This window comes from Chitinophaga chungangae (assembly GCF_017742215.1).
Classification (GTDB): domain Bacteria; phylum Bacteroidota; class Bacteroidia; order Chitinophagales; family Chitinophagaceae; genus Chitinophaga; species Chitinophaga chungangae.
Genome location: NZ_JAGHKP010000001.1, coordinates 1696699 through 1710255, shown reverse-complemented (window position 1 = coordinate 1710255; position 13557 = coordinate 1696699). Strand labels below are relative to the sequence as shown.

10 protein-coding genes are annotated in these 13557 nt (G+C 55.2%); 4 read left to right on the top strand and 6 right to left on the bottom strand.

The window, feature by feature from the left end; genetic code table 11:
* Window positions 1-40: 40 nt before the first annotated feature.
* Entirely contained in the window at window positions 41-634 is a 594-nt protein-coding gene (locus tag J7I43_RS07260; RefSeq protein ID WP_209144730.1) for an RNA polymerase sigma factor, read from the bottom strand.
* Window positions 635-783: 149 nt separating this feature from the next.
* Here J7I43_RS07260 and J7I43_RS07255 point away from each other — a divergent pair, with 149 nt between their 5' ends.
* Window positions 784-1806 carry an LLM class flavin-dependent oxidoreductase gene (locus J7I43_RS07255; protein WP_209144728.1) on the top strand — a complete coding sequence of 341 codons (1023 nt, stop codon included), beginning with the start codon at window positions 784-786 and terminating at the stop codon, window positions 1804-1806.
* A gap of 55 nt (window positions 1807-1861) precedes the next feature.
* A complete protein-coding gene (locus tag J7I43_RS07250; protein ID WP_209144727.1) occupies window positions 1862-2722 on the top strand; it encodes a DUF4349 domain-containing protein in 861 nt (286 codons plus the stop codon).
* A gap of 55 nt (window positions 2723-2777) precedes the next feature.
* On the opposite strand, the gene J7I43_RS07245 is transcribed toward J7I43_RS07250, so the two are convergent.
* On the bottom strand, window positions 2778-5063 hold the full coding sequence (locus tag J7I43_RS07245; RefSeq protein ID WP_209144725.1) for a glycosyl hydrolase family 95 catalytic domain-containing protein: 2286 nt from the start codon (window positions 5061-5063) through the stop codon (window positions 2778-2780).
* 152 nt (window positions 5064-5215) lie between these two features.
* Here J7I43_RS07245 and J7I43_RS07240 point away from each other — a divergent pair, with 152 nt between their 5' ends.
* The gene (locus J7I43_RS07240) at window positions 5216-6307 is read left to right on the top strand and encodes an aromatic ring-hydroxylating oxygenase subunit alpha (protein WP_209144723.1); all 1092 of its coding nucleotides are present in this window, start codon (window positions 5216-5218) and stop codon (window positions 6305-6307) included.
* A gap of 3 nt (window positions 6308-6310) precedes the next feature.
* Here the strand turns inward: J7I43_RS07240 and J7I43_RS07235 are convergent, their stop codons facing one another.
* The 3 genes from J7I43_RS07235 to J7I43_RS07225 all read right to left on the bottom strand — a co-directional run bounded on the left by J7I43_RS07235 (window position 6311) and on the right by J7I43_RS07225 (window position 11414).
* On the bottom strand, window positions 6311-7315 hold the full coding sequence (locus J7I43_RS07235; protein ID WP_209144721.1) for a helix-turn-helix transcriptional regulator: 1005 nt from the start codon (window positions 7313-7315) through the stop codon (window positions 6311-6313).
* Window positions 7316-7581: 266 nt separating this feature from the next.
* The gene (locus J7I43_RS07230; protein WP_209144719.1) at window positions 7582-9552 is read right to left on the bottom strand and encodes a hypothetical protein; all 1971 of its coding nucleotides are present in this window, start codon (window positions 9550-9552) and stop codon (window positions 7582-7584) included.
* 23 nt (window positions 9553-9575) lie between these two features.
* On the bottom strand, window positions 9576-11414 hold the full coding sequence (locus tag J7I43_RS07225; protein WP_209144717.1) for a 3-keto-disaccharide hydrolase: 1839 nt from the start codon (window positions 11412-11414) through the stop codon (window positions 9576-9578).
* Between the two features lie 432 nt (window positions 11415-11846).
* Here J7I43_RS07225 and J7I43_RS07220 point away from each other — a divergent pair, with 432 nt between their 5' ends.
* Window positions 11847-12464, top strand: a complete 618-nt coding sequence (locus tag J7I43_RS07220) for a pseudouridine synthase (protein ID WP_262898647.1) — start codon at window positions 11847-11849, stop codon at window positions 12462-12464.
* Here J7I43_RS07220 and J7I43_RS07215 read toward each other — a convergent pair.
* Complete coding sequence (locus J7I43_RS07215; RefSeq protein ID WP_209144713.1) at window positions 12415-13557, bottom strand: MFS transporter; 1143 nt, start codon at window positions 13555-13557, stop codon at window positions 12415-12417. The two genes, J7I43_RS07220 and J7I43_RS07215, sit on opposite strands and share 50 nt — an antisense overlap.

Here is a 13557-nt window from a genome sequence, read left to right as displayed (position 1 = left end):
TGGATATAATATCCCGGAAAATAAAAACAGGGTACCTCCGTCAGAAAATATTTTTTTGGAACAGGGTGAGGAAGAGGGTTACGCCGCCGTAACGGAACACATAATCGTGGATAAAACGCATGCTGAGCACCATGTGTTTTTTCACGGCGTTGCGGGAAATACCGAGGATCTCGGCCGCTTCGTCGTAAGTGCGGCCTTCCTGGCGGCAGAGGCGGAATACGTTGAGCCGCTGGGGCGGCATCTGGTTGAGGGCTTCGTGGAAAAGGCGGTCGTATTCCTTGGTGTCTACCAGCTGTTCGGCCGGAACGGCATCGCCGGTATCGAGCCTGGCAAGGATCTGATCGCGCAGAACACGGTCTGTAGCCGCTTTCTGCAAGGTCTTAAATACGTGGTTGCGGGTGATTTTGTAAAGATAAGCGGAGAAAGGGCGTTCGGGATCGATCCGTTCCCGGATCTCCCAGATCTTCAAAAAGACATCATGCACAAGATCTTCCGCCAGGGACGGAATCTTGCAATAACGTAGAATAAATACATAAAGCGAAGGGTGATACTGACGGTAAACCGAGGTGAAAGCATCTTCGTCTCCCCGTTTCATCCGTTCCAGCAGTTCCTTGCCGGATAGATTACTACCCATAACGATCCCTTTGATTTTGGTTTGGCCTGTCTGAAATCCAGGTAAGTTGTAACTGTAAATCTAATTATTTTCAGGAAATCAGCAAATCAAGTGGCATTTATACGTTTATTCCAGCCTTTCGTATCTTTATAATGGAGAAAGATAAAACGATGAGTAAGATTAAATTAAGCGTGCTGGACCAATCCGTTGTCAGAAACGGCAGCACTACAAGAGAAACCCTGCTGGAAACCAAATCCCTCGCCCGCCTGGCAGACAGCCTGGGATACGAACGCTTCTGGGTATCTGAGCACCACAACATCGCCAACATCGCCGGCACCACGCCGGAAGTGCTGATGGCCTTCCTCGGGGCGGAAACGCAGCACATCCGCCTCGGCGCCGCCGGCATCATGTTGCCCAATCACAGTTCGCTTAAGGTAGCGGAGAATTTCAGGATGCTGGAAGCATTGTTTCCCGGCCGCATCGACCTCGGCATCGGCCGCGCGCCCGGGGGCGACCGCCTTACCGCCCGCCTGCTGAACCCGCAGAACACTTTCAGCGAACAGGATTTTGTGCAGCAGCTGGTTGACCTGCAGCACTTCCTTACAGACGCGGCGCCGCCGGGCAGCATCTATGAAAAAGTAAAAGCCTTCCCGCAGGCCGCTACCGCCCCGCCCATGTGGCTGCTCACTTCCAGCGGCGGCAGCGCCGTCATTGCGGCGCATTTCGGCGCGGCGCTTTCTTTCGCGCAATTCATCAATCCCAACGGCGGCCCCGAAACCGTTGCAAGTTACCGCGAACGTTTCAGGCCTTCGCCCACCCTCGCCGAACCGCTCGCCAACGTCGGCATATTCGGCTTCTGCTCCGAAAGCGAAGAGCTGGTGGACAGGTGGCTCACCATCATGGATTACCGCATTCTCAACATCGAGCGCGGCCGCGATACGCCGCTTCCTTCCTACGAAGAGATCGCCGCTATCGAATACATGCCGGACGAACAGCTGCGGATCAATTACAACCGCGGCAGGATGATCGCCGGCACGCCAAAACAGATGAAAGAAAAGATCGGGAAGATGTGCGAAACTTACGGCGTGAACGAGGTCGTGATCAGCACCATGACAGAGAACGCGGAAGAAAGAATGGAATCGTTCCGGCTGCTGGCGAAAACGTTCGATCTTTCGCCGCGCGCCACACTTTAACATTTTCATAAGGTTACTTTCAGAACGGAGGCGTATAAACAGGAAATCCATACTTATGCGCAGTTCCTCCCTCCTGTGGGTATTCATCCCCATACTGACCTTTCATGCCTGCTCCAACGCGGGAAATTCCAATTATGAACCTTCCACGGCAAACAAGGAAGAAAATTATGCAGACAGTACCGGCGCTTCGCGGCAACTCAGCGACGGCCGCAAACGCATCAAAACGGCAGACATACGGTGCCGGGTAAACGATGTGGTGAGCGCCACTTCGGGCCTGGAAAAACTTGTTGTTTCACTGAACGGCGTAGTGGTGGAAAGCAATCTCAGGAACGAAGAGACGCGTCACCACGAATACCCCTGGTCCGCCGATTCGCTCAAACGCGTGACCACCTATTCGCCCCTGGCGAGCCTTACGCTGAAAGTGCCTTCGCAGCGGCTGGACACAGTGGTGCATGCGCTTACCAACACTGCGGCGCGTATCAGTCACCGCGTGCTGAAAGACACAGACGTTACGCTGAGTTATCTCCGCAACCAATTGCACAACAAAGCCGGCGAAAAACACCGCCGCGACACCGCGCACAGCCAACGGGAAAAAGAGCTCGACCTCTCCCGTTACGACGACGCCAAACAGGCCGATGTGATCAACCGCACGATCCACAACATGGGCATCGACGATGAAGTGGCGTTTTCTACCATCACGGTGGAATTGTTCCAACCGGAAATGACCGACGTGCAGGTGGTGCTCAACCCGGAACGTTTATCGCGGCCGCCGATGGGCGTTGCGGCCGTTACCGCGCTGCAGGGCGGGCTTGAATTTTTCCGCGCGATGCTGCTCTTTCTCCTGCGCCTGTGGCCCGTATTCGTGATCGGCGCGCTGACATGGTTCGCTTACAAAAAACTTGCCTTGAAGCGGTAAACAAAATGGCCGGGATGCGACAACATCCCGGCCTTTGATATTTTTTGAATGAATGTCAATCCGCCGCATACAACTCAAACACATCATTTTCCTTGGTAGAAATGTGCAGCACTTTACCGGAAAACATTACCGGCGCCGTATTTTTCCTGACCAGTTTTACCTTACGGCCAGGCCAGGGATTTTCCAGTTCACAGTCCCTTCCTTTTTCACTCAATATTTTGACATACTGTACGCCGCCGTTTTTCACCGCGCTGCTTACCAGGAAAGCCCCGTAAGCGCGCAGGCTATCGAAATGCGCATCGCGCTGACGGTTCCAGTTGGGAAATACGCGCACCCGGCCTTCGTAACTTTGCAGCAACATTTCGTTGATGGTGAGCGGCACGGCCGCAAGCGTTTCGATGCCGCCGCCCGCCTGCGTGATCCAGCCGTTGGGGAAGGTTTGCAATTGAATGCGGTCTTTCAGCTGCCGGATGATCTCATCGCCATCGTACCCGACACGCACTGCGCCGGGAAAGCTCGTTTCCAGCCCGTTCCCCAGCGTATTGCCCCATTCGCCCGGCGATTGCATCCTGTCTTTCCAGTGCGCCACATCGCTGAGCAAAATAGCATTGAACGCTGAATCGGTAACAGGGCCGCATACTTCGCCAGGCAAGATCAAACCATGGATAGACACGCGCGCCAGGCCGCGGGGCTGCATCTGCCCGGCCACCGGGCTTTTTTCCACGTTCTTCAGCGCCACTCTTCCGTCCTGCGTTTGCCCGGTCGGGAACGCGCTGAGATGCGTGAGAATATGCTGCCATTTTTCGCGGCGCGCACTGTCCTGCCCCGTATACCGCGACACTTCCAGCATGCCTTTGAACAACATTTTCACCAGGCCCAGCGACAAACTGGAATTGTAATCGCCCAGCATTTGTTTCCACTGGCCTTTGTTGCGAAGGTTCGGCATCACTTCGTTAAAATGGTCCATTTCGATCACATAGCGGCCGTTTTCCCACTTTAAATAATCTTCCCAAAAATCGGCGTTTGCTAACAGGAACGGGTATACTTTTTTAGCATAGTCCGCGTCGTATGTGCTGTAGAACCGCATGAACATATTGGCCGCGCCGAATACGGCGTTGATCTTCTGCCCGAGGAATTTGTAGCCGCTGTCTATTTTGTTGTCCGTTGTGCCGTAACGCGCGAGCATTTCTTCCGGCGTCAGCGGCCAGCGCGTGGTGCAAAGCCCTTTCGGGCCGAGGCCTACCGGGTAATACACGCCGCGTTTGTTCAGCAGATATTTCGCGTGTACGCGCCCGCGGTCCAGGTAATCGAGCAGCGGCTGGTCGTAGTTGTCGGCAAGCTCGGTATGATTGCTGGAAAACGAGGCCCAGTAAGGCGCCTGGTAGTTGTAATTGAGGTGATAGTCGCCGCCCCAGGCCGTGGAATCTTTCGTAATAAAAGGCCCCCAGATGCCGGGTGCGAATTTCCCCGGGCGGGACGATGCAGCGAAAAGGTACAGCGAGTTGTAATAATACCGCTCCAGCACGCTGTCGCCGATCTCCACATGCGAGCGCTCCCAAAAACGTTTCCACCATGCGAGATGATCTTTCGATATTTTCGCCAGCTTTTTATCGCTCATGCCTGCGGCATCCCGTATCGCGGCCGTTTTCCAATCGGGGCGGTCGTGATTCGTGAAAAGTGTAACCGTTACCGTAGTTTTTTTACCGGGCTGCAACGTCACCTTTCCGTCCGCCGAAATGCCCGCCCCTTGTACCGCCAATGCGATCGCAACGTGACTGGGCCATTCCAGCAGCGGGGTATTTTCGAACGAGCGCGTTACCCATTTCACCTTTCCTTCGCTGCCGGCGGCCGTTACGCCGGTATTGCCTTCGGGCGTCCAGAGCTTCAGCTGCAGCGTCACCGGTTTGTTCACCCGGTATTCTATCACGACGCAATTGTTGACCGCCGCCACCCAGGTATTCATTTCCACTTTACGGCCGTTCTTTTCAAACCTGCTGAAAATACCCGCGTGCTGCGGCCGTTGTTCGGCGTAATAATCGGCGTCGCCCATTTCCGGGGAAAGAATGTCCAGCCCGCCGGGCAAAGCGATGCCGCCGCCGGGATATACGGGATAAGCGCGCCAGAAATCATTTTTGCCGAGATACAAACGCAGGTGGCCGGGCGTGCCGCCGAAAGTAAGACCGATATCCCCGTTGCCGCTCAGCGGCGCATCGGGCACTTTGGAAGTGGGCGTTCTTTTTGGCGGAGCGGTAAAAACCGACGTATAACGGGCCGCGTAGTCGTGCTGCGCAGCAGCCGCGCCCGCTAACAGCAGGCAGGCAAACAGAAGCTTGATTTTCATACCGTGGGAATTTGACGGAAAATTAGGCAATAAATACGGCGCGGATTGATAGGAAGATGATGATCCATAATGACATTTTACCGCTGTTGGGGAAGCAAAAAATTGAGGCAAAGCGCGTGGAATTGCTTAAATTCCTGTAACAAACAGGCGTTATGTCAATATTTTTTGTTGATCCGGATATTTCACTGGCGAATACACTGCACACCGATTTTTACAACGACCCTGCCGTGTTCGGATTTGCGCGGCAAAATATCTTCGGGCCTTCCTGGCAATACATCGGGGATGTAAACCTGTTGCGAGATCCGGGGCATTGTTACCCGTTTGTTTTTATGGAACAATTTATTGAAGAGCCGCTGGTGCTGGTAAAAGATCAGCAATCCAATATCCGCTGCCTGAGCAACGTATGCACGCATCGCGCTGCAGTTTTGGTGAACGAGCCCTGTAAACTTTCACAGCTGCGTTGCCGTTATCATGGCCGCACTTTCGCCCTCGACGGGAAATTCCAGCGCATGCCGGAGTTCGAAGGAGTGAAAAATTTTCCTTCCCCGCAGGATGACCTTGCGGAGCTGCCTTTGTTCCGCTGGGGAAACATGTTGTTTTCTTCCCTGCAAACCGGCAGCGGCCATCTCCCCTTTTTCGGTGATATGATGAAGCGTATCGGCTGGCTGCCGCTGGATGAATTTGTGTACCGCCCCGAGCTGAGCAAATATTATTTTATCAAAGCCAACTGGGCGCTGTATTGCGAAAATTACCTGGAAGGTTTTCATATTCCTTTCGTACATGCCGGCCTGAACACGGTGATCGATTACGGCAGCTACACCACCGAGCTGTTCCCCTGGAGCAGCCTGCAGCTGGCCACCGCCAAAGAAGGCGAAACCTGTTTCGACCTGCCTCCCTCCTGTCCCGATCATGGCAAAAATATCGCGGCGTATTATTTTTTTGTGTATCCGAACATAATGTTCAATTTTTATCCCTGGGGACTGAGCGTTAATCTTGTGAAACCGCTCACCGTTCATACCTGCAAGGTCACGTTTCTTACGTATGTGTGGAAAGATGCGCTGTACAACACCGGCGCCGGCGCCAACCTGCATACGGTGGAAATGGAAGACGAAGCCGTGGTGGAATCCGTCCAGAAAGGCGTACGGTCGCGGTTCTACCGGCACGGAAGATATTCCCCGGCGCGCGAGCAGGGCACGCATCACTTCCACCGGATGCTGAGCGGCGTGCTCGGGCAATTCATGTAGCTTTTATTGCGCCTTCACCAGCCAGATCGGGTCGCATTTGAAATATCTCCTGAAACAGATCCGGAAGCTGCGCGCATTTTTGAATCCAGTCATTTCCGCGATCATCCCCATCGGGGCTTTTGTTTCCACCAGCGAACGGTACGCCAGGCGCATCCGCTGCGAATACTGGAACTGGCCGATCGTGCAGCCGTATATCGCTTCGAAACCGTCGTGCAGCACGCGGGCGTTGAGGCCGAAAATGGCGGCGAGCTGTTTCACCGTATGCTGCCCTGCATAATATTGACGCAGGAAAACAAAACATTCCCGCACTTTCTGTTCGTTGTTTTCCGAAAGACCATGAGGCACCGGCATATCCATCAGTTTTTCATAAATAGTGAGCATGTTCACCGCGATGCGTTGCAGGAAAAAATGCGCATGATCGCCGAGGTAACGGCAGGTCAGTATATCGCGGATCATCATCCAGCATACGTCGTTAATGGGCAGCGGGTCTTTGTCGCGCCGCAGCGGCCCGTCCGCCTGCATGATCTTCGGGGCTTTCAGCACGGCCAGCTCGGGGAATAATTTTACGATCTCCTTAACCCTTCCCGGCTGGATGTTGATATGCAGGCTGTCGAAATCCTGGTCTTTCTGCAAAGGTGCTTCGTTAGGGTAACTGGCGAGGTTGAACATGTCCATGAAACCGCCACCGAGCAATACGGTTTCCCCGTTCTTAATTTCCGCGATCACGTCGCTTCCCATCATAAAATGGAGAATAATGTTGCGAAAGGGCGTCTGCGGCCGCAGGTTCATTTGCTGTTTGGGATGGACTTTCTGATGCCAGATGGAAAGCGGCCCCATCCGCACATACTGGCTGATGATGGTGCAACATTCGTCCTCGATACGGTCAACGCAGGCGCAGGACAATAACCCGTTCAGCTGGTCTTTGTGCATAACCGCCACCGGCAAAGATTCCGTGATTTCCGCCTGGTCGATCCACATGTCCCTGACGGGTAATGGTTGGTTTTCCATTTTTTAAACAGTTTAAACGTGAACATCCTATTCATGTTGCCTGCAGCCAAATGGAGAAAAAATCAAAACGGGTTAACGGATTTACTTTTGCAAACGTGTTATATATCTAAGAGAGTGTTTTCGCAAAAGAAGGTGAAATTTTACACGACTATTTTTTGTCCTGTTTTTTACGCTGCGGCTGAAACGCAGTAATGGCGCGGGATACGTGGGAATAAAAAAGTCCCGGCCGCAAATGCGGCCGGGACAACCAGGAATGTTTTCAACAATTATTTCAACGAATTGATCCATCCCGCGATCTTCAGCGCGTCGGCTTTCGGCACCTGCGGCATGGGCGGCATTTCCGTGGCATAACCGGGCCAGTTTTCAGGGTTCGGGTTATAGATCAGTTTCACCATCATTTCGTTCGTGTATCTTTTTTTCGCGATATCTTTAAACGCCGGGCCTACCTGCTTTTTGTCGGGATTATGACAGGCGGCGCAGGTATATTTGGCCAGCAGTGGTTTTACGTCTTCGTAAGTAGCCGTTTTCACCACGTGCTTCACGGCAGCGTCCGCCGGTTTCGCGGCGGTTTTGCCGGCCGTGGTTTTCGCTTTTGCAGCGGCGGCCTTTGCAGCGGCTTCTTCCGCGGCTTTCGTTTCAGCGGCGGAATTGCGTGTGCTTACTTCGCTCATTGCCAGCTTTGCGCCTTCCGGGATATTGTTCAGCGTGTAATAACCGGTGGGGTGCACCAGCGAATAAAAATTATCGCGGGAACGCACGCCGTCGAGCGTAATGTTGTGGATGTAATACTGGCGCATGTTATCCACGATGATGCGGGCTTTCAGGCCATCGTCCGACACTTTCACGCCTTTTACCGCGCATTTTTCCATGTTTACGGTCGGGCTGCCGTATACCGGGTGGTATTTGTAAATGAAACTTTCCACGGAATAAGATGCAAGGTCTTCCGCCGATTTTTTATCTACCGGCAAAGTGAACTCGATCTCGAAACCGTCGGGCATCGCTTTTACGGACTGCATTTCGAAAGGCACGCGGTTGTTCCACACGAGGCGTTGCAAACCTTCATTGGCGTCGCCGGCGGAGCCCCATCCGCGGTTGGTTTCCCCTACGAACAGGGAACCGTCGTTGCCCCAGGCCATGCGCAGCACGCCGCTCTGGAAGCCGCCGCGGAAGTCGAACGCCACGCCCTGGTATTCACCGTTCACTTTTTCCATCACCACGCGCATGATCTTGCTTTGGCCCTGGTCGCCCACCAGCACCTGGCCGGCGAAGGGACCAAAAACGCCTTCGGGGATCGACAGGATCTCGGAGTTGGAAATACCCAGCACGCCGTGCGGCAGCCATACCGCGGGCGTTTTCAGCTGCGGGATCGCTTTTTTCACTTCGAACATGGTCTTGAATTTTTCATCCACCACGTTTTCCGGCTTCACAGCGCGGCCTTCCGCGTTGCGTGTTCTGCGCTGGTCCACCTGCGCGTAGATATCTTCTTCGGTGAGTTTCAGCGGGGAATTGGGCAGGCTCGTCCAGCGGAGGCCGGCCGGGTGCCCTACGAAATCGCCTTTTTTCACCTGCCATACGCCGCCGGAGCCCATCCAGTCGCCCTGGTTCTCCGCGTAAAACAGTTCGCCGTTGATCATGCCGAGGCCGCAGGGAGAGCGCATGCCGGTAGCCCAGGGCTCCATCGTGCTGCCGTCCGCCGCAATGTGCATCATCCATCCGCGCCAGGGCACGCGGCTTTCACCGCGCCACCATTCCTCGTTGCCGAAAGCGACGTTGCCGGATACAAAAAATGAACCGTCCGGCGCCAGCTTGGGGCCGAAGCTGTATTCGTGGTAATGACCGGAAATAGGCCATGCGTAAACGGTTTCGTATACGTCGGCTTTACCGTCCATATTCGTGTCTTCGAGGCGGGTAAGCTCGCCGCGCTGCGCGCAGTAAAGCGAACCGTTCTTGTATGCGAGGCCGAGTATCTCATGCAGGCCGCTGGCGAACTTGCGGAAAAAAGGCCTGCGGCTGGTGGGATTTTCCACGATGAACACGTCGCCGCGGCGGGTAGATACGCCGAGGTCGCCGTTGGGCAGCACGGCAAGACCGCCTACTTCCAGCAGCGTGCCTTCCGGCGCGCTCATCTTCATGATCCTGAAATAATCCTCTTCCTTGGGCGTTTCCTGCGCCTGTGCCGGAAGTTGCGTAAGAAGCGGCAAAAGGTACATCGCCGCTTTTCTGATAATATTTTTCATGCTGTTGGTGCTGTCTGGTTTGGTTAGAAAAGGATGGAATAGGTCAGCTTGCCCTTCACGGGAACGATCAGCTCTTTTTTACCTGCCGCGTCGCGGAGGATAGGTTTTGCCGATCCTTCCTGCAATTGCAGGTACCACGCTTTTCCATCCACCAGGTACAGGTCTTTGCCGAGCGATTCGATCTGTTCGCCTTCGGCGAGTTTGGCGTAAAGGTCCGCCGCCGGGCCGGTCACGTTCAGTTCGCGGTAAATGCCGTGCCCGTCTTCCGTTACACGGATCGCATCGGTAACGGTGCTGCCGTGGATCTGGTATTTGAAAGTGGGGCGGTCTTTATCGTCGAGCACATAACCTTTGGGGCGGTAGCCGCTGCCGGTAGTGTCTGCGCTCCATGCGTCCTGCTCCGAGGCAAGCCTGCCGAGGGTGAAGAACGGCGTGCCGAAACGCTGAACGGCGCCCTGCGGGCGGGCGGTGCCGTTGCCGCGTTCGTGCCACATGGGCGTGGTTTCGAGGAAATTCCCGCGCCAAACCTGCACCAGCATGCCGCGGTCCATATCATACGTATAATGTACGTTCGCCGGGCTGCCTACAGACACGGCGTGCACTACTTTCTGCTGCTGGCCGGGCACATCGATGAAGCTGCGCAGAATGGTGTTCTGGTCTGCATTCACCAGGATAGGATCGGTATCGTCCGGCGTAATGGCATCGCCGATATATACATCGCGGAGGCCGGGGCCGGAAATTGACAGGCCGAGCGAAGGGCTGCCCCAGTCGCCGGTGCGGGCGTATACGATCTCGATGGGCGTTTCGCCGGCGGGCAATGTTATTTTCTGGCGGTTGCGGCCGGAGCCGGTGATGTCTTTTCCGTGGATGCGGATCATTCCGCCGCCGCCTTGCGTGGCGAGGGCAAGGGAATAATCCCCGGCTTCCTGTACGTGCAGTTTGCCGGTGTAATGCAATATATATTCCCTGGAAAGCGGGCCGGCGTTGGCGGTGAGCGTTTTGGAAACACCCGTAGCCACCGGTTTGGCGGTATCCAGGCGTTGTTTGTTAAATTGCCCGTTGAATACTTTGTATTGCAGGCCGCTAAGTTCCGGTTTAGGCGTTTTGAACTCGCGCACGGAAATGTTGCGGAATGCTACGGCACCATGGTCTCCCTGGATGCGGAGCGGGCCTGCAGCCTTTTCGTCTCCCCCGCCGATAGAACCGCGGGTGGGGCCTTGCAGCTCCACATTTTCGTGGATCAGCACGCCGTTGAGCTCGGCGCGGATGATGCGCGCATTTTCGGTCTTGTTGCCGGAAGCGTCGAACCGGGGCGCCTGGAAAGAAACTTTCAGGTGCTGCCACAGGCCGGGGGCCTTGCTGGCGTTCTGGCGCGGGGCGTAGCCCTGGTAACCTTTCTGGCCTTCGGGTTTGTTATCGTCCCAACGTTCGTAGATGCCGCCGTTGTCTCCGGGGCGGGGGCTGGTAATGCCCCAGCTGTCCAGCAGCTGCAATTCGTAACGGCCCTGGAAATAAATACCGGAATTGGAGCCTTCGGCCATCATATAATCCAGTTCGAGGTCGATGTCGCCGAATTCCTGGGTGGAGAACAGGTCTTGCCCGTGCTGTTTTTTGCCGGGAAGGTTGACGAGAATGCCTGCTCCTTTGGTGATTTCAAGGGCATTGGGCTTTCCGAGGCGTGCGTGTACGTCTGACGCGAGCTGCCAGCTGCTGCCGGGCTGCCTGAAGGCGGACAGGTCCTGCAGGGGCCATTGTGCAGACTGGGCTGCAACGGGCTGGCTGAGAGCCAGGCCGGCGCCGCAGGCGTACAAAAAGCCGATCCAGGACCGGCCGGGTTTACTGTTTTTCGATCTGTGTACCATAGTGCGGTAAAATAAAAAATGTTTTGGTTGCTAAAACGATTTTGTTACGGATGGTAAAAATAAACGGCCATGCAAACCTTTGCACAGCGTCCGTTACGCGCGTTTGTGCGTTCCGGCATTATACAGACGGGACGGGCGGGCGGGATTTACCAACCTCCGGGCGGGAAATTTATAAACGGAAAAATCCGCCGGATTGGCGGCGGGGTAAGCGAAGGGGCGAACCGGGCGGCAGTGCTTTATCGATATAGCAAATTTTATTTTTGAGCAGAAGCAAAGCGGGCCCATGCGTCTGAAAATATCATTGTGTTGTTTGCGTGTGTGTGTGTATAATCCCGCGATGCACGGCGGCAGGGAAAATGCCTGCTAAATAAGCCGGGGCAGGAAAACATCGTTTATGAAAGACCAATTATTTAACATTGATTACATTGCGGCATGCACCGGTATTTTCTGCTTCATAAACCATACAACATGCTCAGCCAGTTCAAAGGAAACGAACAGGGAGGCCGGCTGATCGGCGCACTGGGCTTCGATTTCCCGGAAGGCACGCATGCCGTGGGCCGGCTCGATTATACTTCCGAAGGATTGTTGCTGCTCACCACCAACAAACAGGTCACGCGCCTGCTTTTTGAAAGCACGGGGCCGCATAGCCGCACCTATCATGTAATGGTGAAAAACGAAGTGAACGCCGAAAATCTGCAGCGGCTGCGCACCGGCGTGCGCATCCGTATTTCTGGAGAAGAATTTTACACCACCCCGCCCTGCGATGCGCGCATCATTCCCGCGCCCGCCAATCTGCCTTTGCGGGAAGGGGACACGCCGCGCAAAGTGCCGCATACCTGGCTGAGCATCACCATCAGCGAAGGAAAATTCCGGCAGGTCAGAAAGATGGTGGCGGCGATCAGTCATCCCTGCATGCGGCTGATCCGTGTAGCCATTGAAGATGTATTGCTGGGAGACCTTTCACCGGGTAATGTGAAGGAAATAAAAGAAGAAGAATTTTTCAGGCTGCTGAAACTTCCCGCTGCTGCGCCCGGAATATCAGCAAAGTGATCACTACGCCAAAACCCGCCATCGTGCCAAATGCCCAGCGAAGGCTCAACGCTTCCGCCAGGAAACCGACCACCGGCGGCACCAGTAAAAAACCCAAATAACCCACCGTGCTCACCGCCGCAATGGCCGGGCCGTTCGCCATTGTTTTCGATTTGCCGGCCATGCTGAACACCAGCGGCACCACGCAGCTCACGCCCACGCCGATCATCATAAAACCAATGCCCGCCGCCACCGGCGCGGGCCACAAAGCCGCCAGCAGCAACCCGGAAAATATCAGCATGCCGCTGTATTTGATCATGTTCAGCGCGCCAAAACGATGCACCACCCTGTCTCCACTGAAACGCCCCGCCGCCATGGCCACCATGTACACCACAAAACCCGCCGTCACTATTTCCGGCGAAGCCTGCACCGCTTTCTGGAAATAAATGCCGCTCCAGTCGTACATCGTGCCTTCGCAGCTCATCACCGCGAAACAGATCAGGCCGTATTTGAGCAGGTGTTTGTCTGGCAGCGCAAACCTCCTGCCCGTGGGCGCGGGCGGCTGTTCCAGCACGCCGGGGTATGCAAAAAATCCGAGTATCACGAGCAGCAATCCCACTGCCAGGAAATGCCACGAAGGCCCGACATTAAAATACACCATCACCCCGCCCAGCGCCGCGCCGCTGAAACCGGCCACGCTCCAGATGCCATGAAAGGTCGTGATGATGGAACGTTCGTACAACGCCTGCACGCCCACCGATTGCGCGTTCATTGAAATATTCAGCAGGTTGCGCGAAGCCCCGAAACAAAAAAGGCCCACGGCCAGCTGCCAAACAGAGGTCACAAAACCCAGGCAGCTCAGCATGCCGTTAAAGGCCAGCGCACCGGCGAACATGATCCTGTTGCTGCTGTACCGTTGCAAAAGAACGCCGGTAACAGGCATGGTCACCATCAGCCCCAGCGGCAAAGCGAACAACACGCTGCCCAGCTCCGCCTCGTTGAGGCCAAGCCTGCTTTGGATCTGCGGGATGCGCGAGGCCCAGGTGGAAAACCCGAAACCTGAAATGAAGAAAAATAATGCGATCGCGATACGTGCTCTCCTGGCCTGGTTCAT